The following is a 26,833-nucleotide window of genomic DNA, read 5'->3' on the forward strand; positions in this document are numbered from 1 at the left end:
CTGCCAAGCGAGGAATCCTCACCGTGATGGCCACGGGGACGGTCCTCGCCTCGACCGCGGGGTACGCCGCCGCGGCGTCGAGCGCACAGGGCGGGACCGCCGGGTCCCCCGGAGTGGGCTCGGGGAACACCATTCAGGCGCCGGTGCACGTACCGGTCAACGTATGCGGCAACACCGTCAACGTGGTCGGGCTTCTCAATCCGGCCTTCGGGAACCGCTGCGCCAACGAGTCCGGCGCCGCCGGCGGCTCGTCCGGCAAGGGCTCGGGGTCCGGTTCCGGTTCCGGCTCGAGCTCCGGCTCCGGCAAGGGGACGGGCTCGGGCCGGGGGACCGGTGGCTCGGGCGCCTCGGCCAAGGGCGGCTCGACCGGCTCGCCCGGCGTGCTGTCCGGCAACACGGTGCAGGCGCCGGTGGACGTCCCGGTCAACGCCTGCGGCAACTCGGTGACCGTGATCGGCGGGCTCAACCCGGCGATGGGCGAGCGCTGTGCCAACGGCGGTTCGGGCAGCGGAGCGACCGGCTCCGGCGGCTCGGGCGGTCCCGGCGGCGGAGGATCGACCCCGGTCGGGTCGAAGCCGACGCCCCCTCCGGGCGGCCACGGCGGCGGAAGCCCGCTGCCGCCGCCCTCGCGGGCCCACCACAACCCGCCGCCGTCGAGCACCGGCGGGTCGGGCCGGACGCGGACCCTGGGGAATGCCAGGACGGTCGCGGACAGCGGAAGGACGGCCGGCGCCACGCTGGCCACCACCGGTGGCGGCGAGGCCGCCGAGGTGCTGGTCCCGGCGGGAGCCGCGCTGCTGCTGGGCGGCACGCTGCTGTACCGCAGGGGCAGGGCCCGCAGCCGGGCGCGGGCCTGAGCGGCCCGAAGCGCGTGATCTGACGCGCGCGGGAGGCAGAGCGAGGGGCGCGAATCGCGAGAGACGCGCGGGGGCGCGGGAGACGCCCGGGGCGCGAAAGACGCCCCGGCACGCGCGGGGCGGGCGATGGGCCCGCCCCGCGCTGCCTGTCCGGGGACAGGCGCCCTACGGCAGGGTCACCAGGTACGCACCTGGCGGATGATCTTTCGGCGGAGGGTCACCCGGCGGGTGCCGTCCGGAAAGAGCCGCAGCCGGTCGAGTTCCCAGTGGCCGTACTCGGCGTGGTCGGTGAGCAGGCGCGTCGCGGCCTTGCGGGACACGCTGCGGGGCAGCACGACGGACCGGAACTCGTACTCCGGCTGACGGACGGTGGTGGGTGGGGGCAAGGCTTCTCCTCCCGCGGACGGAACGGTCCCAGCCTACGGCGGTTCCCGGCCGCACCCGCGGATGACGCTGCTCACACCCCGAGGCGCACCTCGAGCGACGAGCAGCGCATCGGCGACCGGGGACCGGCGACCGCGGACGCGGCCCTGACGAACACTCAGCTCGGTGGTGGCTCAGTGGGTCGGCCGGCTGCCGAACCGCTTCGCGCCAGGATGGCACGAACCGGAGGCCGCGCACAGGGGTCCGGAGGATGAAGCTCCAGCCAGCGGCGGGTGGCCGAACGGCCGGCCGCTCGGCCCTGGCCGGGTCGAAAGGGGGCTCGAATCGGCCGCAGAGGTGCCGAAAGGGGCGCCCGTGCGCCGTTTTCCTGGCCCGCCCGGCCTCCCTGCGCAACAGCCCTGCACAGCGGGGCCCGCGCCGGATAGCGTCTGAGCCATGTCTGATGTCGAGCAGCCCCGTCCCGACGAGATGAGCAGCCGGGTCCGCGCCGCCGCGGAGGCGCTGAAGCGGGCGATCGACGCCCATCTGCAGGTGGTCGAGACCCGCACGGGCCCCGCCGACGAGCGGGTGGCCGACGCCTACGAGGCGCTGGCCGCCGCGGCGGACGCCTACGACGAGGTCCTCTACGAGGCCTACGACGAGGTGACCCCGTTCGAACTCCCGACCGTGGACGAGGAGGGGAGCGGCTACCCGGACACCGAGGATCCGGAGGCGGTGAGCGTCCTCATCCGCCGCGACTACCTGGTGGTGGACCCGGCGCGGCTGCGCCGGCAGGCCGCGCGGGTGGAGTCCGGGGTCGGGCCGGCGCCGGAGCCCGCGACGGGGGCGGCGGGGGCGCTGGCCGTTACGGACACCGGCGCGGACGCGGAGGCCGATGCCGATGCCGACGCCGCCGATACGGTCACCCCGATCCTGGCCCGGCCCCGCTCCGGGCCCCGCACCGGCATCGAGCTGCCCGGCACCAACAGCGCCCTCGGCCTCCTCTTCGGCGAGTACGAGCCGGACGAGATCGCCTCCCGCTGCGAGGAGTTCGGCCTGGAGGAGGGCGACTCCACGCTCTGGGTCTGCGCCACCGAGCCCGCCGAGCCCGGCGAGTGGCTGGCCGAGCCGTTCGAGGACGTCGACGCGCAGACGATGATCTGCCGCTTCGACGTCTCCGAGATCTACGGCGACGAGCTGGAGGCGCTCGACCCGGATCGCTGACGCCGACTGGCCCGGCGCCCGGCGGATCCGGGCACGGCCCCGGGCGACCCCGGCGCCCCTGGGCATCCCTAGGCCTCCCCGGGCTCCTCCGTGAGCTGGGCCAGCAGGCCGGTCAGCAGGGTGTCCAGCCTGGTGGTCCGGGGCGCGGCCGGGCGGTTGGCCACCGCCTCGGCGAGTACCGGGCCGGCCCCCTGCACCACGGAGAGATGGCGCTCGGCGCGGCCGAAGGCGGTGTACACCAGCTGCCGGGTGAGGGTGCTCCCGGCGTCCCCGGGCAGCACCGCCACCACCCCCGGCCAGCGCCGGGCGGCCGCCTGATGGACCGTCAGCGCCCAGCCGTGGCGCACCTTTCCGGCCTCTACCTGCTCGCGCGGGACGGTGTACTCCGTCCCGTCCGCCCCCGCCACGAGCAGCCCCTCCGGGGTCGCCGTGCGGACCAGGGCGGGGCGGGCGTCGCCGGGGACGGGGGAGTGGACCACGGCGTCGCCCGGGTCGAAACCGCCGAAGCGGCCAGGGCCCGGGTTCAGCCGCTCCTTGAGGGCGGCGTTGAGCGCGCGGGTGCCGACCGGGCCGCCGTGGCCCAGGGTGAGCACCCGGACCTGCCCGGCGGGGATGCCCAGGGCCCGCGGGATCGAGTCCTGGACCAGCTGCACGGTGCGGTGGACCGCCTCGCCGGGGTCGCCGACGGAGACGATCACCACCTCCTTCCCCGGTGCCTCCACGGGGAGGAGCTCGCCGACGCCGATCCCGGAGACCAACTCGCCGATCGGCCCGAAGTCAGGCGTGCGGGACGCCACCACCGGGCAGGGGCGGGCGGCCAGCAGGTCGGCGAAGACCCGGCCGGGACCCGCCGACCACAGCTCGCCCGGGTCCCCGCTGAGGACCAGCCGGGCGCCGTCCGGGACGGCCTCGACGAGGGTGGCGGCGGACTCCACGTCCAGCGTGGGGGCGTCGCAGACGGCCAGCAGGTCGAGGTCGAGCGAGCCGTCCTCGGCCCGGCCGGGACCGGCCGAGCCGTCCATCAGGGCGCGGACGGTGACCGCCACGGCACCGGCGCCCGCCTCGGCCGAGGCCCCGTCCGAAGCCTCGGCCCCGGCGGCCGGATCCACCCGGCGGAGTCCGTCCTCGTTGGCGACCGCGAGCCAGGCGCGCAGGCCGAGCGCGCGAGCCGCGCGGACCAGCGCGAGCGGCTCGGCCCGCGCGGCCTCGCCGCCGGTGTGGAGCACCAGGCCGTTCCCCGCCGCCGCCCGGATCAGGTCGCCGGCGGACGGCGACGGCGCCTCCCCGGCGGCCTTCGCCCAGCTCTCGGCCTCCTCGGCGGCGGGCGGCTCGAAGGTGGAGCGGAGCCGGATCAGCCCGTCCGCGAGGCTCTCCTCGGCGAGGGCGTAGCGGTCCAGGGCGATGTAGACCGGGGCGTCCGATCCGCCTCCGCTGCCGCCGGGAGCGGCCGCGCCGGGCTCAGGACCCCGCTCGGCGCCCTCCTCCTCGAAGTCCTCCTCGTCCTCCTCCTCGCGGAAGGCCATCACCCGGCCGTCCGCGAGCACCTCGGCCAGCGCCTCCTCCGGGGAGGGGACGCCGAGTTTCGCCAACCCGGCGCGCAGCTCGGTCAGTTCGGCCGCGGTGTGGCCGAAGAGCGCGGCCCGTTCGAGGAGATGGACGGTCAGGGCCTGGGCCCGGCGCGGGTCGCCGGGGGAGGTCTCCTCGCCGGCGGCGGAGAGCAGCCCGCGGGCGAAGCCGTCCGCCTGGTCCGGGCGGACGCCGGGGAGGGCCAGCACGGCCCACGGGTCCTCGCGCAGGACCGCCGCGGCCCGCTCGCCGAGGGCGGCCACCGCGGGCGCGGCCAGCTCGGCGGGGCGCCGCCGCGCTGGAGGACCTCGCTCGCGGCCCGCTCGGCCTCCTCCCGCACGGAGTCCGGCAGGGCAGGGGCGGCGGCGGACGCGGGGGCCCTGCGCGGGGAGTCGTTCGCCGGGGCGTCGACGGGCGTCGCCCCGGCCGGCCCCGCCTCGGCGGTGGGCCCCGCGGACTCCGGGATCTCCGCGGTCTCCGCCGTTCCTGCGCTCGCCGCCGCCTCCGCCCTCTCCGGCGTCTCCGCGGCCTCGGACTCCCCGGCCGCTTCCGCCCCCGCCTCGCCGGCCGCACCGCCGTCCGCCGCCTCCGCCTCGCCCTCTGCGTTCGCGGCACCCTCGGCGTCGGCCTCGCCCTCTGCGTCCCGCTCTCCGTCCCCCTCGTCCGTCGCCCGGGGCTTCGGCGGCGGGGTCGGAAGGTGGCCGGTGCCGAGGGCGATGTTGCCTCCGAGGGCGCGGATCGCGGCGGCGATGTCCTTCGGGTCGCCGCCCGCGGCGTCGAGGTCGGTCACTTCCGGCTCCAGTCCTGTGGTCGTGCGTGTCGAGCATCCCGAGGCTATCCGGAGCCACTGACAACGCCCGCGAGGCCCGCCCCACCCGGTCCGCGACTCCCGCGCTACAGCTGCTGCCAGTCCTGGTCCGGGTAGTAGTGGACGGGCGCCGACACGTCGTCCAGCGCCTCGCCGATCTCCTCCGGCAGGTTCAGCGACTCCGCGCTCAACGCGGCCCGCAGCTGCTCGGCGGTCCGGGCGCCGAGGATCGGCGCGGACACTCCCGGCTGGTCCCGCACCCAGGCCAGCGCGACCTGGAGCGGGGTGCAGCCCAGGCCGTCCGCCGCGGTGGCCACCGCGTCCACGATCGCCCGCCCCCGCTCGTCCAGGTACGGCTGGACGAAGCCGGAGAGGTACGGCGAGGCCCCGCGCGAGTCCTGCGGGGTGCCGTGCCGGTACTTGCCGGTGAGCACCCCGCGGCCGAGCGGCGAGGAGGCCAGCAGTCCGACGCCGCTGTCCATCGCCGCGGGCAGCACCTCGCGCTCTATACCTCGCTGCAGCAGGGAGTACTCCATCTGCGTGGAGGCCAGCGGGGTGCGGCCGGGGACCGCGCGCTGCCAGGTGGCGGCCTTGGTGAGCTGCCAGCCGCAGTAGTTGGAGACCCCGACGTAGCGGGCCCGGCCGGAGGACACCGCCAGGTCGAGGGTGGCCAGGGTTTCCTCGGTCGGCGTCGCCGGGTCGTACGCGTGCACCTGCCAGAGGTCGACGTAGTCCGTCCCGAGCCGCTCAAGTGAGGAGTCCAGCGCGCCGAGGAGGTGTCCGCGGGAGGTGTCGAAGCGGCGGTCGGGGTCGGGGACGCTGCCCGCCTTGGTGGCGATCACCAGCTCGTCGCGCGGCACCAGATCGCCGACGAACTGCGACAGGATGTACTCGGCGCCCCCGTCCGCGTAGACGTCCGCGGTGTCCACCAGGGTGCCGCCGGCCTCCACGAAGGCCTTCAACTGGTCCGCCGCGTCCTGCTCGTCGGTGTCCCGGCCCCAGGTCATCGTGCCGAGTCCGAGGCGGGACACCCGCAGTCCGGTACGGCCGAGGTGTCGCTGTTCCACCCTTGCGTTCTCCCTCATCTCCCGTGCGCCGCACGGGCGCCGGGGCGAGCCTACGCGGATCGCGCCGTCCGGGCTGCCCTGCGGGCGCGGCGGTCTCGGCGTGTCGTGCCCCGCCGGGGCGGCCACGGAACTCTCCCCTCCGCGGGAACAAGGTGGCGAAGATCTCTACTGGCGGGTAGCCCCGTCCTGCCGGGCCCGGATAGGGTCGCCGCGAAGGGCCGTCCGCGCGGGACGGGGGCCCGGGCAGCCGCGCGAGAGCGCATCAGGCGGGAGAGGCGGGAACCGAAGTGAGCTTGCGTCTGGGAATCAACCTCGGCTACTGGGGTGCCGGAAACGACGCGGACAATCTGGCCGTGGCCCAGGAGGCGGACCGGCTGGGCTACTCGGTCTGCTGGGCCGCCGAGGCCTACGGTTCGGACGCGGCCACCGTGCTGGCCTACGTCGCCGCCAAGACCGAGCGGATCGACGTCGGTTCGGCGATCTTCCAGATCCCGGCCCGCACCCCGACCATGACCGCGATGACCGCGGCCACTCTGGACACCCTCTCCGGCGGCCGCTTCCGGCTCGGCCTGGGCGTCTCCGGCCCCCAGGTCTCGGAGGGCTGGTACGGGGTCAAGTTCGACAAGCCGCTGGCCAGGACCCGCGAGTACGTGGAGATCATCCGCAAGGCGCTGTCCCGGGAGCGGGTCGTCCACGAGGGCGCCAACTGGACGCTGCCGCTGCCGGACGGGCCCGGCAAGCCGCTGAAGCTGATCGTCCACCCGGTGCGGGAGGAGATCCCCACCTACATCGCCGCCATCGGCCCCAAGAACCTTGAGCTGACCGGCGAGATCGCGGACGGCTGGCTGGGCATCTTCTTCGCCCCCGAGCAGTCCGCCATCTCCGTGGACCCGCTGCGGGCCGGCCGCGAGAAGGCCGGCAAGACGCTGGACGGCTTCGACCTGGCGCCGAACGTCCCGATCGCGGTCACCGCCACGGACGAGGCCGCGGACATCGAGGCCGCGGCCAACTTCTTCCGTCCCTACACCGCCCTCTACGTCGGCGGGATGGGCAGCCGCAAGCAGAACTTCTACAACCGCATCGCCCAGCGGCTCGGGTACGAGAAGGAGGCGGCGGAGATCCAGGACAAGTACCTGGCCAAGGAGTACGACGACGCCGCCGCGGCCGTCCCGCAGGAGATGATCGACCGGACCACGCTGATCGGCACCAGGGACCGGATCGCCGAGCGGCTTCAGGCCTACGCGGCCGTCGGCGTCACCACCGTCAACCTGACCCCGGCCGGGTTCACCCTGGACGAGCGGATCGAGGCGCTCCGCACCGCCGCAGAGGCCGTGGAGCAGGCCGGACTGGCGTAGCCGGAAGACCACGGCAGCCGCGGCGGGAGCTCGGGGGTTTGTCCCCGCCGCGGCCGACGGGTACCCGGTAGAACGAGCGGAGCGCACGGGGGTTACGGCTCCGCACCGGGAAATGCCGAGAATTTCTCCGCAGGGACCTCAGAGCCAGCCGCTGCGCTTGAACACCCGGTACAGCACCCAGCAGACCACCACCATCAGCCCGATCGCCGCCGGGTATCCCCAGGGCAGGTCGAGCTCGGGCATCCAGCGGAAGTTCATCCCGTAGACCCCGGCGATCAGGGTGGGCACGGCGACCAGCGCGGCCCAGGCGGAGATCTTCCGCATGTCGTCGTTCTGCCGCAGGCCGATCTGCGCCAGGTCGGCGTCCAGCACGTCCGCGAGCTGGCGTTCCATCGCCTCCACCCGCTCGGTCACCTCGGTGAGGTGGTCCGCCACGTCCCGGAAGAACGGCCTGGCCTCGTCCGGGAGGTGCGGCACGCCGCCGCCGGCCAGCCGAACCACGGCCGGCAGCAGCGGGGCGGTGGCCCGGCGGAAGGCGACCAGCCGGCGCTTGCCCCCGTAGATCCGCTCGGCCAGCCGGGGCGGGCGCGGCTCGGCGAACACATCCGCGTCCAACTCGCCCGTCTCGTCGTCGAGTTCGACCTCGACGGCGAGGTAGTCGTCGACCACCGCGTCGCAGGCGGCATGCAGCAGGGCGGCGGGGCCGCCGGTGAGCGCCGGGGGCGCGTCGGCCAGCCGCTGCCGGAGCTCGGGCAGCGGATCGGGTGCGCCACCGTCTTCGTCGTGCCGGACCGTGACCACGAAGTCGGCGCCCACGAAGAGCATCAGCTCGCCGACGGCCAGGCCGTCGTCGGCCCGCTCGTCCAGGCGGACCCTCTTGAGGACGGTGAAGAGGACGTCCCCGTAGAGCTCGATCTTGGGCCGCTGGTGGGCCTTGACGGCGTCCTCGACGGCCAGCGGGTGCAGTCCCAGCTCGTGCTGGAGCGTCTCGAAGGCCTCCGGGCCGGGGCGGTGGAGGTCGACCCAGAGGAAGAGCTCGCCGCCCGGCCCCGCGCCGCGGACCCGGTCCAGGCCCTCGTGGAGGCCGACCCGCTCCGGCAGCAGCCGGCGGCCCTCGACGAACCGGCAGCGCGGTGCCCCCGGCCCGGCGCCGACCGGGCCCGGCCGCCGCACCCGCGAGGACGAGGACAGGGCGGGGTCGTCCGCTCCCCCGTCGGGACCGGCGGCATCCGCGCGGGCGGCATCGGGGCGGGGGCGGCGGCCGGCAGGGTCCTGGCGCGGTACGGGAGGCGTCACAGGGCCATTGTGGCGACCGCCGGCCCGTGACGGCACCGCCCGGGCGCGGCGCGCCAGTGTGGCGCGAGGCCGGCCCGGGGTCGCCCCGGGCCGCGCCGGGGGCGGGGGATCGTTTCGCGCCCCGACGACCTACGCTGGGGCGCATGCCCACGCTGCTGCTCGTACGCCACGGACGCTCCACCGCCAACACCTCGGGTGTGCTCGCCGGCTGGAGCCCCGGGGTCGACCTGGACGAGAGCGGGCGCCGGCAGGCCGACGGCCTGGTCGACCGCCTCGCCGAGCTGCCGATCTCACTGGTCGTCAGCAGTCCGCTGGACCGCTGCCGGCAGACCGTCGCCCCGCTGCTCTCCGCCCGCGCCGCGGCCGGCACCCCCGTGCCGGACCACCGGGACGAGCGGATCGGCGAGTGCCGCTACGGCGACTGGACCGGTCGGAAGCTGGCCGAGCTGGCCGACGAGCCGCTCTGGCGCACGGTCCAGGCGCATCCCTCGGCGGCCGTCTTCCCCGGTCCCGAGGGCGAGTCGCTGCGGGAGATGAGCCACCGCGCGGTGGAGGCGGTCCGCGAGTGGGACGCCAGGGTCGCCGAGGAGCACGGCCCGGACGCGGTCTGGCTGGCCTGCTCCCACGGCGACGTGATCAAGGCGGTGGCGGCCGACGCCCTCGGCATGCACCTGGACGACTTCCAGCGGATCTCCGTGGAGCCCTGCTCGGTGACCGCCATCCGCTACACCCCGATGCGCCCCTTCCTGCTCCGGCTCGGCGACACCGGCGGGCTGGCCTCGCTCGCCCCCAGGCCCTCCGACCAGGGGTCCAAGGACGCGGCGGGAGCGGGCAGTTCGTCGGGCCGCGAGGAGGGTCCCTCCTCGGACGCGGTGATCGGCGGTGACCCCGGCGTGCGATGATCCACCGTGTCTCAGGGATAGGGTGAAGTCGTCCGAACTGTCGACCCGAGCATCGGAGCAGGAGCTGTGCCCCGTCAGGTGTTCCTCTACGATCCGCCCGAGCGCTTCGTCGCCGGAACGGTGGGTGAGCCAGGCCACCGCGCCTTCTATCTCCAGGCGAGCGGTGAGGGGCGCACCACCAGTGTTCTGCTGGAGAAGGCGCAGGTGGAGGCGCTGGCCGAGCGCGTCGACGAGCTGCTCGACGAGGTGCTGCGGCGCACCGGCGGCAGCGCTCCGGTCCCGGCGGTCGCCCCGACCGACATGGTCGACACGGCCCCGCTCGACGTGCCGCTGGACGAGGAGTTCCGGGTCGGCACCATGGCGCTGGCCTGGGACGGCAACCAGGAGCGGGTGATCGTCGAGGCGCAGGCCATGGTCGAGTCCGATCCGGACGACCCGGAGTCGGCCGACGAGGAGGAGCTCTTCGAGGACGACGAGAACGGCCCGCCGCTGCTCCGGGTGACGATGTCCGGCGCGATGGCGCGGTCCTTCGCCAAGCGGGCGCTGGAGCTGGTCGCCGCCGGGCGGCCGTCCTGCCCGTTCTGCAGCCTCCCGCTGGACCCGGAGGGGCACGTCTGCCCCCGTCAGAACGGGTACCGGCGCTGAGCGCCGAGGCCGCGATCCCGGTCGCGGACCCGGTGGCCTGCGCCGAGCTCGCCGCGGACCCGATACGCGCCCTGGAGCTGCTGCGCGAGGGCGGGTTGACCGTCCACGGCCGCCTCACCACGGCCTCCAACGCGGCCTTCTACTGCTCGGTGGACGCCGATGGGGTGGAGGCCTTCTGCGTCTACAAGCCGGTGGCCGGTGAGCGCCCGCTGTGGGACTTCCCGGACGGCACCCTGGCGGCCCGGGAGACGGCCGCCTACGAGGTGGCCGCCGCCGCCGGCTGGCCGCTGATCCCGCCGACGGTGCTCCGCGAGGGACCGTTCGGTGAGGGGATGGTGCAGCTCTGGATCGAGCCGGTGGAGACGCCCGAGCTGGACACGCCCGATCCCGGTGCGGCGGACGCGGCGGACGCGGAGGGAGCGCCGGGCGCCGAGGCCGCGGACGGCGCGGGCACCGGCCGGGCGGACGAGGAGGACGGCGGGCCGCACGCGCTGCTGGCGCTGCAGGACGCCCAGGAGCCGGAGCCCGGCTGGCGGGCGATCGGCCGCGCCGAGGTCGGCGGCGGCCGGACGGCCCTGCTGGTGCACGCCGACGACCAGCGGCTCCGCAGGCTCTCCGTGCTCGACGCGGTGATAAACAACGGCGACCGCAAGGGCGGCCATCTCCTCACGGCGGCCGACGGCCGGCTGTACGGGATCGACCACGGGGTGACCTTCGCCGTCCCGCCCAAGCTCCGCACCCTGCTGTGGGGCTGGGCGGGGGAGCCGCTGACCGGGGAGGCGGTCGAGGTACTCGGCCGACTGGACGGCGAGCTGGCGGAGGGCGCCGCGCTGGACCGGCGGCTGGCCGCGCTGCTCACCGCCGAGGAGCTGACCGCGCTGCGCGGCCGGGTCACCGGTCTCCTCGAATCCGGCGTCCACCCGCTCCCCTCCGGGGACTGGCCCGCCGTGCCCTGGCCGCCGATCTGAGCCGGGCGGGGGCGACGGGGCGGGGCGGCAGATACTTGTACGCGTCGATTATCGGCTGAGGACAGGGCCCAATAGCGGATGATCGGACCGCGCGGTTAGAGTCGTGCGTATGCATGCCTGGCCTGCCTCCGAGGTACCCGCACTCCCCGGTAAGGGGCTCCCGCTGCGTGTCTACGACACGTCCTCCGGAGCCCCGCGGACCGTCGAACCCGGTCCTACCGCCCGCCTCTACGTCTGCGGGATCACCCCATACGACGCGACCCACATGGGGCACGCGGCCACCTACAACGCCTTCGACCTGATCCAGCGGGTGTGGCGGGACGCCGGCCACGACGTCGTCTACGTCCAGAACGTCACCGACGTGGACGATCCGCTGCTGGAGCGGGCCGTCGACACCGGGCAGGACTGGACCGAGCTGGCCGAGCGGGAGACCGCGCTCTTCCGCGAGGACATGACGGCCCTGCGGATGCTGCCGCCCGCGCACTACATCGGCGCGGTCGAGGCCATCCCGACCATCGTCCCGCTGGTCCAGCGGCTGCTGGAGGCCGGCGCGGCCTACGAGGTCGACGGCGACATCTACTTCTCCGTGGAGTCCGACCCGCACTTCGGCCAGGTGTCCCGGCTCAGCGAGGAGGAGATGCTGCCGCTCTTCGCCGAGCGCGGCGGGGACCCCGACCGCCCGGGCAAGAAGCACCGCCTCGACCCGCTGCTCTGGATGGCCGCGCGGCCCGGCGAGCCCGCCTGGGAGACCGAGCTGGGACGCGGGCGCCCGGGCTGGCACATCGAGTGCGTGGCGATCGCCCTCGAACACCTGGGCATGGACTTCGACATCCAGGGCGGAGGCTCCGACCTCTCCTTCCCCCACCACGAGATGGGCGCCTCGCACGGTCAGATGGCGACCGGGGAGTACCCCTTCGCCAAGGCGTACGTCCACGCCGGGATGGTCGCGCTGGACGGCGAGAAGATGTCCAAGTCGCGGGGCAACCTGGTGTTCGTGTCGCGGCTGCGGCGGGACGGAGTCGACCCGGGCGCCATTCGGCTGGCGCTGCTGGCGCACCACTACCGGTCGGACTGGGAGTGGACGGACGCGGGGCTGGCCGAGGCGGAGGCGCGGCTGGCGTCCTGGCGGGCCGCGGTGTCGCGGCCGGACGGGCCGTCGGCGGAGTCGCTGCTGCGGGAGATCCGCGAGGCGCTGGCGAACGACCTCGACGCGCCGGCGGCGCTGGCGGCGGTCGACCGCTGGGTCGCGCGGCAGTCCGCGGAGGGCGGCGCGGACCCGTCCGCTCCCGGCCTGGTCTCCCGGGCGGTGGACGCGCTGCTGGGCGTCGCGCTGTAGCTTTTTCGCCCCCGGGCGAGTCGCGGAGCGACCGAAGGGGCGCGGGGAACTGCGCGGCCGGCGCCGCACCCTGCCGCACTCGGCAACGGCCCCCGGGTTGCAACTCGGACTCCGCAGCCGACTGCGGGCGGTTCGATGGTCGGCCGCGCAGTTCCCCGCGCCCCTTCGGTCGCTCCGCGACTCGGGGCGGCGGCGCTCAGCCGTAGGTGCGGCCCTTCCACGCGGCGCCGCGGCCGCGCCAGTGCTGGACGGCCGAGTCGACCGTCATCAGCAGATAGAGCGACGCGGTGAACGGCAGCAGAAGCGCGCCCGCCGGCGTCAGCCGGTAGTAGCGCAGCATCGGGACGAAGGTCGCGGTCATCAGCAGCCAGGCCGCCCCGCCCAGCGCCAGCGCCGGCCAGTCCGCGGTGGCCGCCCCGATGACGGTCGCCACCGGCGGGACCAGATACACGAGCGCCAGCCCCAGCACCGTCCCGGCCAGCAGCAGCACGGAGTGCTGGAGCTGGGCGTACGCGCTGCGCGAGACCATCCGCCAGAGCTGGCCCAGCTCCGGATACGGCCGGATCGAGTCGACGGCCTCGGCGAGGCCCAGCCAGGTCCGCCCGCCGTCGCGCTTGATCAGCCTCGCCAGCGAGACGTCGTCGATGACCGCGCCCCGGATCGCCGCCACGCCCCCCGCGCGCTCCAGCGCGTCCGCGCGGACCAGCGAGCAGCCGCCCGCCGCGGCGGCCGTCCGCGTCCCCGGCCGGTTGCTCCAGCGGAAGGGGTATAGCTGGGCGAAGAAGTAGACGAAGGCCGGGACGATGAGCTTCTCCCAGCGGGTGCTGGTCCGCAGCCGGGCCATCTGGGAGACCATGGCCAGGCCGCTGGTCTCGGCCGCGGAGACCAGGTCGGCGAGGGAGTCCGGGCCGTGGGCGATGTCCGCGTCGGTGAGCAGCAGGTAGACCGGGGTGCCCTGGCGCTCCGCCAGTTCGACGCCGTGCCGCAGCGCCCAGAGCTTCCCGGTCCAGCCGGCCGGCGGCTCACCTGGGGTGGTGACGGTGAGCGGCAGGGAGCCCTCGGCCTCGGCGAGGCGGCGGGCGATGTCGCCGGTGCCGTCGGTGGAGTTGTCGTCGACCAGCACCACCCGCGCCCGCCCCGGGTACTTCTGCGCCAGCAGCGAGCCCAGCGAGGACTCCAGGACCTCGGCCTCGTCCCTGGCCGGGACCACCACCGCCACCTCGGGCCAGCTGCGCGGCGGCCGCCGTTCCGGTAGCCGCTGGTCGGTCCGCCAGAAGAAGCCCTGGCCGAGCAGCAGCCAGAGCCAGGCGAGCAGCGAGACGAGTGAGATCCAGGTCAGTGCGGTCACGGCACAAGAGTCTGACGCATCGTCGGCGGACCGATCGGTTAGGGTCTGGCGTTGTGAAGATCGCACTCATGGACTCGGGCATCGGGCTGCTCGCCGCCGCGGCGGCGCTGCGTGAGCTGCGGCCGGACGCCGACCTGGTGCTGTCCAGCGACCCGGACGGCATGCCCTGGGGGCCGCGTACCCCGGAGGACGTCACGGCCCACGCGCTGGCCGTGGCCCGCGCCGCGGCGGCCGAGGGGCCGGACGCGCTGATCGTCGCCTGCAACACGGCCTCGGTGCACGCGCTGGAGGCGATTCGGGCGGAGCTGGAGCCGGAGATCCCGGTGGTCGGCACGGTGCCGGCGATCAAGCCGGCGGCGGCGGGCGGCGGCTCGGTGGCCATCTGGGCCACCCCGGCGACCACCGGAAGCCCCTACCAGAGCGGTCTGATCGACGAGTTCGGCGGTGCCGCCGAGATCGTCGAGGTGGCCTGCCCGGGGCTGGCCGACGCGGTGGACCGGGCGGACCAGCCGGCCGTCTCCCGGGCAGTGGCCGACGCGGCCTCGCGCACCCCGGAGCGGGTGCGGGCGCTGGTGCTGGGCTGCACCCACTACGAGTTGGTGGCGGACCAGATCCGGGCGGCGGTCGGCGCCGGGCCGGTGTTCTTCGGCTCGGCCGGCGCGGTGGCCGCGCAGGCGGTGCGCCGGGTGGCGGCCGGGGCACGGGAGCGGCAGGGCGGCGGGCGACTGCTGGTGCTGCGCAGCGGGCGGGTGGAGCCGCTGCCGCCCGAGGCCCTCAGGTACCCCGCCGGGCGGGCGATCGCGGCCGAGGACTCGGTGGTGGCCGCCCGGGTCCGGCACTGACCCGGCGGCTCCGGCTGACAGGGCCGGCCGGCAGGCCGGCCGGGGTCACCGCCGCTTGCCGGTGATCGCGGCCAGGAGTTCGGCCGGGGGGCCGACCAGGCGGCGGCCGCCGGGCCAGACCGCGCGCAGCGAGCGGGAGAGGTCGAGCCCCTCCACCTGCACGGTGGTCAGCCGGCCGTCCGCGACGTCGGAGATCACCGCGAGCTCGCTCATCACGGCGGGCCCGGTGCCGTCCGCCACGGCGCTGCGGATCGCCGCCGAGGAGCCCACCTCGAGCAGCGGCGGGGCCATCGCCGCGCCGGCCCGGCTCAGGGCGAGCTCCAGGGTGTCCCGGGTGCCCGAGCCGGGTTCCCTGGCGACCAGCGGGGTGGCGGCGAGTTCGGCGGCGGAGAGCGGGGCGCGGCGGCGGGCCCAGGGGTGGTTCGGCGCGACCACCACGACCAGGCGGTCCCTGGCCACCCGGCGGGTGGAGAGGTCGCGGGGCGGGCGCGGCGACTCGATGAACCCCAGGTCCACCGCACCGGACCGGACCAGCCCTGGCACATGCTCGCTGTTGGTCACCTGAAGCCCGACGTAGAGGCCCGGATGGCGGCGGCGCAGCTCGCCGACCCAGGCCGGGACCAGGTGCTCGGCCAGCGTCATGCTGGCGGCCACCCGCAGCTCCGCGTTGCGCTGCGAGCGCAGCGACTCGGCGCCGGAGAGGAGGTTGTCCAGCTGGGTGAGGACCCGCTGGGCCCAGCCGGCTACCACCCGGCCTGCGGGGGTGAGCCGGGTGCCCTGCCGGGTGCGGTCGGCGAGGGTGAGGCCGAGGCCGCGCTCCAGGGTGGAGAGCCGCTTGCTGGCGGCCGGCTGGGAGAGGCCGAGCGCCGCGGCGGCACCGCTGAGGCTGCCGGACTCGTCGATGAGGACCAGCAGGCGCAGCGACTCCGGGTCCGGGGTGTAGGCCATGACCACGTAATTTAGCCGCTCGGCGGGCGGTGTCATAACCCGGCGTTATAACGTCAGCGAATATCCGGGGCTACCGGGACGACCGGTCCGCCCGCAGAGTGTCGATCATGAGCAGCGAAGTGGGTTCCTCCTCCAGCCGGGTGCACAGGGAAGCGCGGTCGCGGTCGCGGTCGCAGTCGCAGCCGCGGTCCCGGCCGGCCTGGCCGGTGCGCCGCTGGGAGGGGGTCCGGCGGCGGGCTCCGGGGCTGGCGCTGGCGGTCGCGGTGGCGGTGGCGGCCACCCTCGTGGGGCGGCTGGCGCCGACGGTCGGGGCTCCGGTGACGGCGATCGTGATCGGCGCGGTGATCGCCGCGCTGGCCAAGCCGGGGGAGCGGCTGAAGCCGGGGATCGCCACCGCTGCCAAGCCCGTCCTCCAGGTCGCCGTGGTGGCGCTGGGGGCGCAGCTCTCACTGCTGCAGGTGGTCCGGGTGGGCGCCGGTTCGCTGCCGGTGATGCTCGGCACCCTGGCCGTCTGCCTGGGTGCGGCGGCGCTGGTCGGGCGGCGGATGGGGGTCCCCTCGGACCTCCGCACCCTGGTCGGTGTGGGCACCGGGATCTGCGGGGCCTCGGCGATCGCCGCGGCGGCGCCGGTGATCGCCGCCGCGGAGGTCGACATCGCCTACGCGGTCTCCACCATCTTCGTCTTCAATGTGGCCGCGGTACTGATCTTCCCGACGCTGGGGCATCTGCTCGGGATGAGCCAGCAGGCGTTCGGGCTGTTCGCCGGGACCGCCGTCAACGACATGTCCTCGGTGGTGGCCGCGGCCAGTGTGTACGGGCACGCGGCGGCGAACCACGCGGTGGTCGTCAAGCTCACCCGGACGCTGCTGATCATCCCGATCTGCCTGGGCCTGGCGGCGCTGACGGCCCGCCGGGCGCGCGGGGCGGAAGCGCGGGAGGGAGCAGGGGCCGGAGCACGGGAGGGGCGCGGACCGGAGCGCGGGCGCAGAACGGGCCGGGCGCGGGCCGGGTGCGGCCGCTCAGGCTGGTCCCCTGGTTCCTGGTCGGCTTCCTGCTGCTGGCCGGGCTCAACACCGCGGGCGGCATCCCGTCGGCCGCCCATGGGCCGCTGAGCACCCTGGCGGTCTTCCTGATCACGGTGGCGCTGGCCGGCATCGGGCTCTCCACCGACCTCGCCGGGCTGCGCCGGGCGGGCGTCCGGCCGATCCTCCTCGGCGGCGTCCTGTGGGTGGTCGTCACCGCGACCAGCATCGGACTCCCCTACGTCTTCGGCTCCGCCTGAGCGCTGACACGCCGCCCCCAAGCGCGCGGAGTCCCGGCTGAACTGGTGTACTGGCCCGGTCAGATGATCGCCGGTCAGCATCCGGAGGAGACTGTGGCGGACTCCAGCGTCGCGGAGCAGATGATCACCGTACTGCGCCAGGCCGGCGTGAAACGGATCTACGGGGTGGTGGGGGACAGTCTCAACCCCGTCGTCGACGCGATCCGGCGCAGCGACGGGGCCATCGAGTGGGTGCACGTCCGCAACGAGGAGGCCGGCGCCTTCGCCGCGGCCGCCGAGGCGGAGACCACCGGCCGGCTCGCGGTCTGCGCGGGGTCCTGCGGCCCCGGCAACACCCACCTCATCCAGGGGCTGTACGACGCCCACCGGAACAACGTGCCGGTGCTCGCGCTGGCCTCGCACATCCCGTCCGCGCAGATCGGCACCGGCTACTTCCAGGAGACCCACCCCACCCGGGTCTTCGAGGACTGCTCCGGCTACTGCGAGATGGCCGGCACCCCGGCCCAGCTGCCCCGGGTGCTGCGCACCGCGATCCAGCACACCCTCGGCGGCGGCGGGGTGTCGGTGATCGCCTTCCCCGGCGACGTCGCCGCGCTGGCCCCGGCCAACCCGACCGGGGAGAGCTCCTTCCTCACCGAGTTCGCCACCCCCGTCCCGCGGGACTCGCAGGTGGAGGCGCTCGCGGAGCTGCTCAACCGGGCGCGGAAGCCGGTGCTCTTCGCCGGCGCCGGGGTGCGCAACGCCCACGGCGAGGTGATGCAGCTGGCCGGCACGGTGCAGGCACCGGTCGGCCACTCGCTGCGGGGCAAGGAGTGGATCCAGTTCGACAACCCGTACGACGTCGGGATGAGCGGACTGCTCGGCTACGGCGCCTGCGACGAGGCGCTGCGCGAGGCGGACCTGCTGGTGCTGCTCGGCACCGACTTCCCGTACGACACCTTCCTGCCCGGGCGGAACACCGTGCAGATCGACCACGACGCGACCAGGCTCGGCCGGCGCACGCCGCTGGACCTGGCCGTCCACGGGGACGTCGGGGCGGTGCTGCGGGCCGTGCAGCCGCTGCTGAAGCAGCGTCAGGACCGGTCGTTCCTGGACTCGATGCTGCGCAAGCACGCCCGCGCGCTGGAGAACGTGGTCGGCGCGTACACCAGGAACATCGAGCGGCACACCCCGATCCACCCCGAGTACGTGGCCTATGTGCTGGACGAGGTCGCCGCAGACGACGCGGTCTTCACCGTGGACACCGGGATGAACAACGTGTGGGCCGCCCGCTACCTGACCCCGAACGGCCGGCGCCGGGTGATCGGCTCGTTCCTCCACGGCTCGATGGCCAACGCGCTGCCGCACGCGATGGGTGCCCAACTCGCCCACCCGGGGCGGCAGGTGGTCTCGATGTCCGGGGACGGCGGACTAGGCATGCTGATGGGCGAGCTGCTGACGGTCGCCAAGTACCGGGAGCGGATGCCGGTGAAGATCGTGGTCTTCAACAACGGCGCGCTCGGCATGATCAAGCTGGAGATGATGGTCTCCGGGTACCCGGAGTACGAGATCGACAACGGCGCGGTGGACTACGCCTCGATCGCCAGGGTCTGCGGCTTCCACGGGGTGCGGGTCACCCAGCCCGGCGAGGTGCGGGACGCCCTCACCGAGGCCTTCGCCGCTCCGGGGCCGGCCCTGGTGGACGTGGTCACCGATCCCAACGCCCTCTCCCTGCCGCCGCACATCACGGCCGCCCAGGTGAAGGGCTTCGCGCTGGCCGCCGGCCGGACGGTGCTGGACGGCGGGGTGGGGAAGATGATCGACATGGCCCGGAGCAACCTCCGGAACATCCCGCGCCCCTGAGCCCGGCCCTCGGGAGCGTCCGAGAGCCGGGACCGCCGGCGCGCGCCGACCGCGGGCGCGCACCGGCGGACGCCGGGCCGAAGTACCCGTCGACCCTGATCGGAGGGTACTTCGGCCCGGCGCGGTGGCCCGACCTGCCGCGGGGAGGCGGGAAGGTCAGGAGTTCGGCTTCAGGTGCAGCACCAGGTACTCGTAGTTCTGGTCGTTCGGTGCCGGGTTGACGTACGGGTTGGACTCGTTGGCCCAGCCGGTGAAGTTGGCCGTGGAGTACTCGTACCAGCCGGCGCCGTACAGGATCGGGGTGCTGGGCGCGTCCGCCGCGATCTGCTCCTGCAGCTTGTTGAGGGCGGCCTGCGCCTGGTCGGTGGTGGTGGCGCTCTCATAGGTCTTCACCGCGGCGTCCGCGGCCGCGGACTGGTAGCGCTCCAGGTCGCCCGCCGCCGGCTGGCCGACGGGCGCGCTCTGCGCCGAGTCGGCGATGAACTGCAGCCGCTGGAACGGCGTGCCGCCCTGGCCCCAGTGGATGCTGGCGTCGTACTTGCCGTTGGTGACCGCGTCGCTCCAGGTGTTCGGGTCGTACGCGCCGTTCGCGGTGACGTCGAAGCCCTCGGCGTTCAGCTGCTTGGCGATCTGCTGGGCGCCGCACCAGTAGTCGCTGAAGGAGTTGGGGTCGATGATGGTGAACTTGACGGTCTGGCCGCCCTTGGTCCACTTGCCGCCGGTCTTGGTGTAGCCGGCGCCCTGCATCAGCGAGGTGACCTTGGCCGAGTCGGTGGTCGGCTTGAGGTCGTCGGAGACCTTCGAGTCCAGGAAGGCCTTGTCCATCGGCAGGGTCAGTCCGCCGGAGGAGGACGCGGGCAGCTCGTAGTTGGTCTCGCACTGGGTGGCGAGGGCCTGCCGGTCGACGCCGGCGCTGATCGCCTTGCGGACGCCGGCGTCGGCGAGCGCCGGGGCGCTGGTCGACTTGTTGTTGAGCAGCAGGACCACCGTGTTGGTGCCGGGGAAGTACGGCGGCTTCTCCATGAACAGGTGGTTGGTGCTCGGGTTCTTGGCGACGAAGGTGTTCTCGACGTTGTTGATGTTGTTGCCGGCCAGGTCGATCTGCCCGGAGGAGAGCGCCAGGGTGGCCGCGTCGTTGTTGGCGTAGGCGGGCAGCGAGACCGCCTTCACCTTCGGCGCGCCGCCCCAGTAGCCGTTGTTGGCCTTGTAGGTGATGTTCTGCGGGGTGAACTTGTCCACCAGGAACGGGCCGGTGCCGATCGCCTTGCTGGTGGCTATCACCGCGGTGGCCGGGTTGGTGACGCTGGACCAGATGTGCTGCGGAACGATCAGCGTGTTGCCGATGTTGGCCAGCGCGGCCGACTGCGGGGTGGAGTAGTTCAGCACCACGGTGTTGGCGTCAGGGGTGCTGACCGAGGAGACGTTGGGCACGCCCCAGCGGTTCGCGCCGGGGTTCTTCGCCAGCAGCTGCATCGTGAACTTGACGTCGGCCGAGCTGAACGCCTGGCCGTCGGACCACTTCACGCCCTGCTTCAGGCTCAGCGTGAGGGTCTTGTTGCCGTTGCTCCAGGCCCACTTGGTGGCCAGCCACGGGATGGGCGGCTGGGCCGAGTTGAGGGTGTTGTACTGCAGCAGGGGCTCGTAGACCAGCGCGTTGGTGTTCTCGTCGCTGCTGGACGACTTGGTGTCGAACGGGTTGAAGTCGTTGGTGAAGGACGAGATCGGGTTGTCCTCGATGACCAGCGGCTTCGCCGAGCCCCCGGAGGCGCCCGACGACGAGTTCGAGCTCGGGCTGGAGCTGGAACAGGCCGCGGCCCCCAGGGCCAGGGCGGCGACGATCGCCATCCCCGTGACGGTGGATCTGCGACTCATGTGAAACGTCTCCTCGGTGACTACGCCTCAGCGGCTGTGTCGGACTCAGGACCTGACGGAAATTCAGGTGCCGTGGGTGGTTGGGGTGTTGCTGGTGCACCTGCGGAAAGCCAGCAGGCCGCCACCTGCCGTCCGCCGTCCGGCGCGGTTCCGATCGGGAACGGCGGCGGGGTCTGCTCCCGGCAGACGTCCATGGCGAACGGGCAGCGCGGATGGAACCGGCAGCCGCTGGGCGGCGCGACCAGGCTGGGTGGAGCTCCCCGGCCGCGCAGTTCGACGGGCTCCTGCCGCTCCGGGTCCGGGGCGGCGCTCAGCAGGAGCTGGGTGTAGGGGTGCTTGGGGTCGTCGGTGATCCGGGCCGCCGGGCCCGACTCGACGACCTGGCCCGCGTACATCACCACCACGCAGTCCGCGAGGTAGCGGGCGGAGGCGATGTCGTGGGTCACGTACAGGACCGCGAGCCGCTCGCGCTCCCGCAGTTCGTCCAGCAGGTTGAGGACGCCCAGCCGGATCGAGACGTCCAGCATGGAGACCGGCTCGTCGGCCAGCAGCACCCGCGGGTTGACCGCCAGCGCGCGGGCGATCGCCACCCGCTGCCGCTGGCCGCCGGAGAGCTCGTGCGGGTACTTGTCCAGATAGGTGGAGGCGGGATGCAGCGCCACCCGCTCCAGCAGCTCCAGCGAGCGCTGCTCCACCTGCGAGCGCGGGGTGCCGTGCAGCCGCAGCGGGCGGGAGAGGTGGTAGCGGACGCTGTGCGCGGCGTTCAGCGAGGAGAACGGGTCCTGGAGGACCATCTGCACCTGGCCGGTGTAGTCCCGCCGGGAGCGGCCGTCCGCGCCCACCGGGGCGCCGTCCAGCAGGAGTTCGCCCGAGGTGGGCTTGATCAGCCGGGTCAGCATCCGGGTCAGCGTCGACTTGCCGCTGCCGCTCTCGCCGACCACGGCGGTGACCGTGCCGTACGGCAGCGCCAGCGAGACGTCCTCGACGGCGTGGACGACCTGCCGGGGGCCGCGGCCCAGCGAGTGCACCGGGAAGTGCTTGGTGAGATGGCGGGCCTCCAGCGCCGGGACGCCGGAGGCGGGCGGGCCGTGGACCACCTCGGGGGACACGGTGGTGGTCATGCGCGGTCTCCCTTCCGGGCCTGGGGGGCGGGGGTGCCGGTCGTGGTGCCGGACGGCGGCCTGGCGGAGAGCTCGACCGGGACCGGTCCGCTGCCGTCCTGGAGCCAGCAGGAGACCCTGCGGTGGGGGACGTCCCCGACGGCCGGCCGCAGCGGCGGCTCCTGCTCGCGGCAGACGTCCATGGCGAACGGGCAGCGGGGGTGGAAGGTGCAGCCCTTCGGCAGGTCGCTCAGCGAGGGCGGCGAGCCGGGGATGCCCTCCATCCGCACCCGCTCGCCGTGCAGCGCCGGGAAGGAGTTGAGCAGCCCGAGGGTGTACGGATGGCGGGGGGCGCGGAAGAGTTCGGCCGCGCCGGCGCGCTCCACGATCCGCCCCGCGTACATGATGGCGATCGAGTCGGCCATCTCCAGCAGCAGCGACAGGTCGTGGGTGATGAAGACCACCGCGAAGCCGAGGCGCTCGCGGAGCTGCATCAGCTCCTCGAGGATCTCCCGCTGGGTGACCACGTCGAGCGCGGTGGTCGGCTCGTCCATGATGACCACCTGCGGCTCCAGGGCCAGCGCCATGGCGATCATCGCCCGCTGGCGCATCCCGCCGGAGAGCTCGTGGGGGTAGGCACGCAGCCGGTCGGCGCTGATACCGACCATCCGCAGCAGCTCGACCGCGCGCTCGTGGCGGGCCTCGGCGCTCAGGTCCGGGCGGTGGGCCCGCAGCACGTCGGTGAGCTGGCGCTCGACCCGGGCCACCGGGTTGAGCGCGTGCATCGCGCTCTGGAACACCACCGACAGCTCGGACCAGCGGATCCGGCGCAGGGTGGCGGCGTCGGCGGAGAGGAGGTCGATGCTCTCCTCGGGCCCGGCCGGCGCGTCGCCGTGCGAGGCCGGGCGGGAGTGGAAGAGCACCTCCCCGCCGGTGATCACGCCGGGGGCGCGGAGCAGCCGGGTGACCGCGTACGCCAGGGTGGACTTGCCCGAGCCGGACTCGCCGGCCAGGCCGAGCACCTCGCCCCGGTGGAGGGTCAGGTCGGCGTCGAAGACGGCCTGCACGCCGCCCGGGCCGAGCCCGTAGTCCACGCAGAGGCCCCGCACTTCGAGCACCGGCTCGCCCTGCGGCCGTGGGACCGGCACCGCGGACTTCGCCGGGTCGGCGGTGGCGCCGGCCTGCGCGGCGCTGGCCGCCGCGGCGGCCAGCCGGGCCGGCTCGGTCGATTCGGTCGAGGTCATCAGCGGACTCCTCCGTCCTGCGCCTCCGCCGGACCCTCGGCGCGGATCTCGCCGGGGGCTCCAGAGACGGGGGCCTGGGTTGTGCGGGCGGCCTCCGCCGCTGCGGCCCGGTGCCGGCCGGGCCTGGCGCCCGCGCCGGTGGTGCCGGAGCCCGGGGCCGTGCCGGTCGCCGCGCCGGCGGCGCCGCGGGTACGGACCACGGGGGTGAGGCCCAGCTCGAAGCGGGGGCCGCCGCGCCGGCGACGGGCGGAGCGCAGCCGGGGGTTGATCACCTCGTCGATGCCGAAGTTGAGGAGGGCGAGCGCGATGCCGACCAGCGCCACGCAGATCGACGGCATCAGGTACCACCACCAGTAGCCGCTGATCAGCGCCGAGTCGGCCTGCGCCGAGTTGAGCATGGTGCCCCAGGTGACCTTCGCCGGTTGATCACGCCGAGCCAGGCCAGCGCCACATAGGTGCCGATGCCGTAGATCACCGTGAAGATGAAGGACGAGGCCAGGATCGGCAGCAGGTTGGGCAGGATCTCGAAGACCATGATCCGCCGGCGGGACTCGCCGATCACCCGCGCCGACTCCACGTAGTCCTGCCCGCGCAGGGAGAGCGTCTGGGCGCGCATCACCCGCGCGCCCCAGGCCCAGGCGGTGACCGCGATCACCGCGCCGATCAGCAGCGGGTTCGAGGTCGAGGTGGGCGGAAGCGGCCGCATCAGCACCATCAGGATCAGCAGGCCGGGCAGCGCCAGGAAGATGTTGGTGAGCGCGGAGAGCACCTCGTCCACCCAGCCGCCCATGTATCCGGCGGTGACCCCGATGGCGACCGAGAGGAAGCTCGCCACCACGCCCGCGACCAGCGCGATCAGCAGGGTGTCCCGGCCTCCGGAGAGCACCTGGGAGAAGATGTCGTGCTGCTGCTGGTCGGTGCCGAACCAGAACTTGCCGCTCGGCGGAAGCGGGGTGGAGCTGGTGGTGTTCGCCTGCCAGTCGGCGGCGTGCGGGGCCACCATCGGGCCGAAGATCGCCAGCAGCACGAAGAAGAGGAGGATCGCCCCGCCCACGTACACCTTGCCGGAGGAGGGCAGCGGTATCCGCCGGCGTCGCCTGCCGGAGGCCGGCGGGGCGCCGGAAGGCGCCTCCGCGGTCGCTGCGGTCTGGATGACCATGGGTCAGGCCTCCCTGCGGGCACGGGGGTCGAGGAGCACGTACACGATGTCCGCGAGCAGGTTGGCGCCCAGCACGGTGAAGGTGACCACCAGCAGGATGCCCTGCATCAGCGGGTAGTCGGTGGATGTCACCGCTTGGTAGATCTGGTAGCCGACGCCCGGGTAGCTGAAGACGATCTCGGTGATGATGGAGCCGGTCACCACCAGCGAGATGGAGAGCGCGAAGTTGGAGATGCTGGGCAGGATCGCGTTCCGCGCGGCCACCCAGACCACCTGCCGCCGCGGCAGCCCCTTGGCCGCCGCGACCAGGACGTAGTCCTCGTCCATGGTGGTGATCATCATGTTCCGCATGCCGATGATCCAGCCGGCGATCGAGGCCAGCGCGACCGTCAGGGCGGGCAGCACGCCGTGCTGCAGGACGCTGGAGATGAACGGCCAGTTCCACCCCGTGGTGAGGGCGGTGCCGTGACCCGCCGTCGTGTAACCGCCGTTCAGCGGGAACCACTTGAGGTAGAAGCCGCCGGTCATCAGCAGCAGCATGGCCAGGATGAAGTAGGGGATGGACTGGAAGAAGGTCGCCGTCGGCAGCAGCGCGTCCAGCAGGCCGCTGCGCTTCCAGCCGGCGATGATCCCCAGCAGGGTGCCGAGGAGGAACGCCAGCACCGTCGCCAGGCCGACCAGGCCGATCGTCCACGGCACGGTGGCCGAGAGCAGGGCGCCGACCGGGGTGTTGCGCGAGGTCGAGGTGCCCAGGTCACCGGTGAAGACGTTGCCCAGATAGGTCCCGTACTGCGCGGCCAGGGACTGGTGGGAGAAGCCGTACTGAGCGGCCAGCGCCTGAAGCTGGCCGGGGGTCAGGGTGGCCGACTTCATGGTGCCGAGCAGGCTCTGCAGGGCGCTGCCGGGGAGCATCCGGGGCAGGAAGAAGTTGATCGTGATGGCGGCGAAGGCGGCGACCGCGTAGAAGCCGAGCCTGCGGAGCAGCGTCGTCATCGTCGGGCTGCCAATCGTGAGAGGAGCAATCGTGTGAAGGGCATTGGTCCCAGGAGCGTTGTGCGGGTGGTCACGAGCAAGGCCTCAGAATGCCGTTCGGGGCAGGGACCGGTCGGTGGGCCGGATGGGCCGTTCGCCGGGCCGCTCGGACCCCTCGGCTGGTTGCCCGGACGGCAGCTCGGCCCGGCGGTCCACCGGCGGTACGGCGTTCTGCCTGGCCGCCAGCGCGTACCAGTGGGCGCTCGCCTTGGGGATCCGCCGCTGGGTCGCGTAGTCCACATAGACCGCGCCGAAGCGCTGGCTGTAGCCGTAGGCCCATTCGAAGTTGTCCAGCAGGGACCACTGGAAGTAGCCGCGGACGTCGGCGCCGTCCTCGATCGCCCGGTGGACGGCCAGCAGGTGGTCGTGGAGGTAGGCGATCCGCTCCGGATCGGCGACCCGGCCCTCGGGGTCGACGTAGTCGTGGAAGGCGGCGCCGTTCTCGGTGACCACCAGGGGCAGCCGGGGGTGGGCGCGGTGGAGGCCGACCAGCAGGTCGTGGAGTCCGGACGGGTCGATGTTCCAGCCCATCGCGGTGACCGGGCCCGGCGGCTGGTGGTGGAGGACGTCCTCGGCGCCGGGCCAGGGCGAGCCGGCCCCGGTGCCGTGGGCGGTGCTCAGCCGCGGAGCCGGGCGGTCCTGTTCGGCGGCCGACGGCGGGGCGGACACCAGGGTGGGGGTGTAGTAGTTGACGCCGAGCTGGTCGATGGGGGCGCCGATGGCCGCGATGTCGCTGTGCTGCACCAGCCGGTCCCAGTCGACCAGGTGGGCGGTGTCGCTCAGCAGGTCCTCGGGGTAGCCGCCGTCCAGGATCGGGCCGGTGAAGATCCGGTTGCCGACCGCGTCGATCCGGCGGGCCGCCTCGGCGTCGGCCGCGGAGGGGGTCAGCGGGCGGACCGCGTGGAGGTTGAGGGTGAGCCCGGCCTCCCGGACGCCGGCCGCGCGCAGCGCCGCCATCCCCCGCCCGTGCGCCAGGTTGAGGTGGTGGGCGGCGCGCAGGGCGTCGGAGGGGTTGGTGCGGCCGGGGGCGTGCACCCCGGAGCCGTAGCCGAGGAAGGCGCTGCACCAGGGCTCGTTCAGGGTGCTCCAGGTCTTCACCCGGTCCGCCAGCGCCTCGGCGACCAGGTGGGCGTACTCGCCGAAGCGCTCGGCGGTCTCCCGTACCGGCCAGCCGCCGGCGTTCTCCAGGTCCTGCGGCAGATCCCAGTGGTAGAGGGTGGCCACCGGGGCGATCCCGGCCTCCAGCAGGGTGTCCACCAGGCGGCGGTAGAAGTCCAGGCCGCGCTCGACGGCCGGGCCGTGGCCGGTGGGCTGGACGCGTGGCCAGGAGACGGAGAAGCGGTAGGCGCCCAGTCCGAGTTCCGACATCAGCCGGACGTCGTCGCGCCAGCGGTGATAGTGGTCGACCGTGATATCGCCGGTGTCCCCGTTGTGCACCTTGCCGGGAGTGTGGCTGAACTTGTCCCAGATCGACGGGGTGCGCCCGTCCTCCGCGACCGCGCCCTCGATCTGGTACGCGGCCGTCGCCGCCCCCCACAGGAAGCCGGGCGGGAAGGAGGGCCAGCCGGGCGGGGCGGCACTGTTTCCCTGGGGTTTGAGCGATTCGACCGAAGTCATGGAGGAGCGCTCCCATCGGAGGTACGCGGATCTTGGGTATGGTGCTGCACATCTCGTGGGAGCGCTCCCACGAGGTTGGCCATAACGGTGCTGCCGGACCGGGCTTATGTCAAGAGTTGAAGCCGGATCAGTTGTCGGCCTGTAATGGGCGACCGGTGGA

At 73.9% G+C, this 26,833-nt stretch carries 23 protein-coding genes and 1 pseudogene; 11 read left to right on the forward strand and 13 right to left on the reverse strand.

The annotated features are described in order from the left end of the window. Window positions 1-26: 26 nt before the first annotated feature. Window positions 27-857: a chaplin gene (locus BS73_RS40810; RefSeq protein WP_322987304.1), complete on the forward strand. Its 831-nt coding sequence runs from the start codon at window positions 27-29 to the stop codon at window positions 855-857. Between the two features lie 176 nt (window positions 858-1,033). Here BS73_RS40810 and BS73_RS33525 read toward each other — a convergent pair whose 3' ends face one another. After that, on the reverse strand, window positions 1,034-1,243 hold the full coding sequence (locus BS73_RS33525; protein WP_037578092.1) for a DUF5703 family protein: 210 nt from the start codon (window positions 1,241-1,243) through the stop codon (window positions 1,034-1,036). 433 nt (window positions 1,244-1,676) lie between these two features. On the opposite strand from BS73_RS33525, the gene BS73_RS33530 reads away from it, so the two are divergent. Continuing rightward, complete coding sequence (locus tag BS73_RS33530) at window positions 1,677-2,444, forward strand: hypothetical protein (RefSeq protein WP_037578094.1); 768 nt, start codon at window positions 1,677-1,679, stop codon at window positions 2,442-2,444. Window positions 2,445-2,512: 68 nt separating this feature from the next. Here the strand turns inward: BS73_RS33530 and BS73_RS33535 are convergent. Together BS73_RS33535 and BS73_RS33540 are read right to left on the reverse strand one after the other, a co-directional pair. Next, a pseudogene (locus tag BS73_RS33535) lies at window positions 2,513-4,761 on the reverse strand (helix-hairpin-helix domain-containing protein). A gap of 143 nt (window positions 4,762-4,904) precedes the next feature. Next, window positions 4,905-5,885 (reverse strand): aldo/keto reductase, encoded by a 981-nt coding sequence (locus tag BS73_RS33540; RefSeq protein WP_037578095.1) that lies wholly within the window; start codon window positions 5,883-5,885, stop codon window positions 4,905-4,907. 293 nt (window positions 5,886-6,178) lie between these two features. Here BS73_RS33540 and BS73_RS33545 point away from each other — a divergent pair, with 293 nt between their 5' ends. Next, entirely contained in the window at window positions 6,179-7,240 is a 1,062-nt protein-coding gene (locus BS73_RS33545) for an LLM class F420-dependent oxidoreductase (RefSeq protein ID WP_037582406.1), read from the forward strand. Window positions 7,241-7,378: 138 nt separating this feature from the next. Here BS73_RS33545 and BS73_RS33550 read toward each other — a convergent pair whose 3' ends face one another. Then, window positions 7,379-8,536, reverse strand: coding sequence for a magnesium and cobalt transport protein CorA (locus tag BS73_RS33550; RefSeq protein WP_161789732.1), 1,158 nt, complete (start codon window positions 8,534-8,536; stop codon window positions 7,379-7,381). A gap of 143 nt (window positions 8,537-8,679) precedes the next feature. Here BS73_RS33550 and BS73_RS33555 point away from each other — a divergent pair, with 143 nt between their 5' ends. The 4 genes from BS73_RS33555 (at window position 8,680) to mshC (ending at window position 12,387) form a co-directional block, all read left to right on the forward strand. Further along, entirely contained in the window at window positions 8,680-9,438 is a 759-nt protein-coding gene (locus tag BS73_RS33555; RefSeq protein ID WP_037578096.1) for a histidine phosphatase family protein, read from the forward strand. A gap of 66 nt (window positions 9,439-9,504) precedes the next feature. Next, on the forward strand, window positions 9,505-10,083 hold the full coding sequence (locus BS73_RS33560) for a DUF3090 domain-containing protein (protein ID WP_084704555.1): 579 nt from the start codon (window positions 9,505-9,507) through the stop codon (window positions 10,081-10,083). A 32-nt stretch (window positions 10,084-10,115) separates the two neighbouring features. Next, window positions 10,116-11,051, forward strand: coding sequence for an SCO1664 family protein (locus BS73_RS33565; protein ID WP_235215616.1), 936 nt, complete (start codon window positions 10,116-10,118; stop codon window positions 11,049-11,051). A gap of 109 nt (window positions 11,052-11,160) precedes the next feature. After that, window positions 11,161-12,387, forward strand: a complete 1,227-nt coding sequence (gene mshC, locus BS73_RS33570) for a cysteine--1-D-myo-inosityl 2-amino-2-deoxy-alpha-D-glucopyranoside ligase (RefSeq protein ID WP_037578098.1) — start codon at window positions 11,161-11,163, stop codon at window positions 12,385-12,387. A 196-nt stretch (window positions 12,388-12,583) separates the two neighbouring features. On the opposite strand, the gene BS73_RS33575 is transcribed toward mshC, so the two are convergent. Then, a complete protein-coding gene (locus BS73_RS33575; protein ID WP_037578099.1) occupies window positions 12,584-13,735 on the reverse strand; it encodes a glycosyltransferase in 1,152 nt (383 codons plus the stop codon). Between the two features lie 53 nt (window positions 13,736-13,788). Here BS73_RS33575 and BS73_RS33580 point away from each other — a divergent pair, with 53 nt between their 5' ends. Beyond that, window positions 13,789-14,577, forward strand: coding sequence for a glutamate racemase (locus BS73_RS33580; RefSeq protein WP_037578100.1), 789 nt, complete (start codon window positions 13,789-13,791; stop codon window positions 14,575-14,577). 45 nt (window positions 14,578-14,622) lie between these two features. On the opposite strand, the gene BS73_RS33585 is transcribed toward BS73_RS33580, so the two are convergent. Then, window positions 14,623-15,561 carry a LysR family transcriptional regulator gene (locus BS73_RS33585; protein ID WP_235215617.1) on the reverse strand — a complete coding sequence of 313 codons (939 nt, stop codon included), beginning with the start codon at window positions 15,559-15,561 and terminating at the stop codon, window positions 14,623-14,625. A 71-nt stretch (window positions 15,562-15,632) separates the two neighbouring features. Here BS73_RS33585 and BS73_RS33595 point away from each other — a divergent pair, with 71 nt between their 5' ends. The 3 genes from BS73_RS33595 (at window position 15,633) to BS73_RS33600 (ending at window position 18,649) form a co-directional block, all read left to right on the forward strand. Then, window positions 15,633-16,637 (forward strand): YeiH family protein, encoded by a 1,005-nt coding sequence (locus BS73_RS33595; RefSeq protein ID WP_265736880.1) that lies wholly within the window; start codon window positions 15,633-15,635, stop codon window positions 16,635-16,637. Next, window positions 16,535-16,807, forward strand: coding sequence for a putative sulfate exporter family transporter (locus tag BS73_RS40580; RefSeq protein WP_265736881.1), 273 nt, complete (start codon window positions 16,535-16,537; stop codon window positions 16,805-16,807). The genes BS73_RS33595 and BS73_RS40580 overlap by 103 nt, the downstream gene beginning before the upstream one ends. Window positions 16,808-16,900: 93 nt before the next feature. Further along, complete coding sequence (locus BS73_RS33600; RefSeq protein WP_037582416.1) at window positions 16,901-18,649, forward strand: pyruvate dehydrogenase; 1,749 nt, start codon at window positions 16,901-16,903, stop codon at window positions 18,647-18,649. Window positions 18,650-18,805: 156 nt separating this feature from the next. On the opposite strand, the gene BS73_RS33605 is transcribed toward BS73_RS33600, so the two are convergent. The 7 genes from BS73_RS33605 to BS73_RS33630 form a co-directional block, all read right to left on the reverse strand. After that, window positions 18,806-20,521: an ABC transporter substrate-binding protein gene (locus BS73_RS33605; protein ID WP_084704557.1), complete on the reverse strand. Its 1,716-nt coding sequence runs from the start codon at window positions 20,519-20,521 to the stop codon at window positions 18,806-18,808. 20 nt (window positions 20,522-20,541) lie between these two features. After that, entirely contained in the window at window positions 20,542-21,642 is a 1,101-nt protein-coding gene (locus tag BS73_RS33610) for an ABC transporter ATP-binding protein (protein ID WP_063837119.1), read from the reverse strand. After that, window positions 21,639-22,865 (reverse strand): ABC transporter ATP-binding protein, encoded by a 1,227-nt coding sequence (locus tag BS73_RS33615; protein ID WP_063837120.1) that lies wholly within the window; start codon window positions 22,863-22,865, stop codon window positions 21,639-21,641. Before BS73_RS33615 ends, BS73_RS33610 begins: the two co-directional genes overlap by 4 nt. Then, the gene (locus tag BS73_RS35380) at window positions 22,865-23,263 is read right to left on the reverse strand and encodes a hypothetical protein (protein ID WP_051941300.1); all 399 of its coding nucleotides are present in this window, start codon (window positions 23,261-23,263) and stop codon (window positions 22,865-22,867) included. The genes BS73_RS33615 and BS73_RS35380 overlap by 1 nt, the downstream gene beginning before the upstream one ends. Beyond that, a complete protein-coding gene (locus tag BS73_RS33620) occupies window positions 23,230-24,024 on the reverse strand; it encodes an ABC transporter permease (RefSeq protein ID WP_051941301.1) in 795 nt (264 codons plus the stop codon). The genes BS73_RS35380 and BS73_RS33620 overlap by 34 nt, the downstream gene beginning before the upstream one ends. Before the next feature lie 3 nt (window positions 24,025-24,027). Next, entirely contained in the window at window positions 24,028-25,017 is a 990-nt protein-coding gene (locus BS73_RS33625) for an ABC transporter permease (RefSeq protein ID WP_037578103.1), read from the reverse strand. A gap of 84 nt (window positions 25,018-25,101) precedes the next feature. Continuing rightward, window positions 25,102-26,673 carry a glycoside hydrolase family 1 protein gene (locus BS73_RS33630; protein WP_084704558.1) on the reverse strand — a complete coding sequence of 524 codons (1,572 nt, stop codon included), beginning with the start codon at window positions 26,671-26,673 and terminating at the stop codon, window positions 25,102-25,104. Window positions 26,674-26,833: the final 160 nt, after the last annotated feature.

The organism is Phaeacidiphilus oryzae TH49, assembly GCF_000744815.1.
GTDB lineage: Bacteria > Actinomycetota > Actinomycetes > Streptomycetales > Streptomycetaceae > Phaeacidiphilus > Phaeacidiphilus oryzae.

Coding starts and splice junctions, on each gene's coding strand:
- BS73_RS33555 (WP_037578096.1), top strand. CDS start 8,680: ATGCCCACGCTGCTGCTCGTACGCCACGGACGCTCCACCGCCAACACC.
- BS73_RS33585 (WP_235215617.1), bottom strand. CDS start 15,561: ATGACACCGCCCGCCGAGCGGCTAAATTACGTGGTCATGGCCTACACC.
- BS73_RS33625 (WP_037578103.1), bottom strand. CDS start 25,017: ATGACGACGCTGCTCCGCAGGCTCGGCTTCTACGCGGTCGCCGCCTTC.
- BS73_RS33620 (WP_051941301.1), bottom strand. CDS start 24,024: ATGGTCATCCAGACCGCAGCGACCGCGGAGGCGCCTTCCGGCGCCCCG.
- mshC (WP_037578098.1), top strand. CDS start 11,161: ATGCATGCCTGGCCTGCCTCCGAGGTACCCGCACTCCCCGGTAAGGGG.
- BS73_RS33610 (WP_063837119.1), bottom strand. CDS start 21,642: ATGACCACCACCGTGTCCCCCGAGGTGGTCCACGGCCCGCCCGCCTCC.
- BS73_RS33615 (WP_063837120.1), bottom strand. CDS start 22,865: ATGACCTCGACCGAATCGACCGAGCCGGCCCGGCTGGCCGCCGCGGCG.
- BS73_RS33595 (WP_265736880.1), top strand. CDS start 15,633: ATGAGCAGCGAAGTGGGTTCCTCCTCCAGCCGGGTGCACAGGGAAGCG.
- BS73_RS40810 (WP_322987304.1), top strand. CDS start 27: ATGGCCACGGGGACGGTCCTCGCCTCGACCGCGGGGTACGCCGCCGCG.
- BS73_RS33605 (WP_084704557.1), bottom strand. CDS start 20,521: ATGAGTCGCAGATCCACCGTCACGGGGATGGCGATCGTCGCCGCCCTG.
- BS73_RS33530 (WP_037578094.1), top strand. CDS start 1,677: ATGTCTGATGTCGAGCAGCCCCGTCCCGACGAGATGAGCAGCCGGGTC.
- BS73_RS35380 (WP_051941300.1), bottom strand. CDS start 23,263: ATGCTCAACTCGGCGCAGGCCGACTCGGCGCTGATCAGCGGCTACTGG.
- BS73_RS33630 (WP_084704558.1), bottom strand. CDS start 26,673: ATGACTTCGGTCGAATCGCTCAAACCCCAGGGAAACAGTGCCGCCCCG.